This is a genomic window from Bacillus sp. SIMBA_026, from assembly GCF_046535335.1.
Classification (GTDB): Bacteria; Bacillota; Bacilli; order Bacillales; family Bacillaceae; genus Bacillus; species Bacillus velezensis.
The window spans coordinates 1-433 of the sequence record NZ_JAWRWX010000033.1; the positions used below are offsets into that span (position 1 = coordinate 1).

1 protein-coding gene is annotated in these 433 nt (G+C 65.6%); it reads left to right on the top strand.

Going from position 1 to position 433, the window contains the following annotated elements:
- Positions 1 to 433, top strand: a 433-nt coding sequence (locus tag SB847_RS20535) for a hypothetical protein (RefSeq protein WP_410578399.1), incomplete at both ends; no start/stop codon positions are given.

Below are 433 nucleotides of genomic sequence, written 5' to 3' on the forward strand. Positions count from 1 at the left end.
CTGGCCGGTTTGGGTCTGATCCATCTGGGCGGCCTGGGGCCGGCGACCGTCGAGGGTTCATCCCTGGGGGCTGGGCTGCTGTTCTCCCTGGGAGCGATAGCCGTGTGGCTGATTTTCAGCCTGCTCAATCAGCGGGCGATGGCGAGCTTGTCCGTGCCAGCCCTTGGCGCCTGGACCGGATTGATGATGAGTGGAGGTGCGCTGGCGATGCTGTGTCTGCTGCCCTTGGGCCTGCACCTGGAGTTGTTCCGGTTGCCGACCCTGGGCTTTTCCTGGGCGCAGGCCGGATCGCTGTATCTTTGGGCGCTGATGATTGCCCTGTGCTCCTCGGTGGCCGGCGGCTGGGCCTGGAATCTTGCCACCCGACACCTGCCGATGGTCCTCTCCGGGCAATTGGTAGCGCTGGAGTCCTTGTTCGCGACCCTGCTCGGCC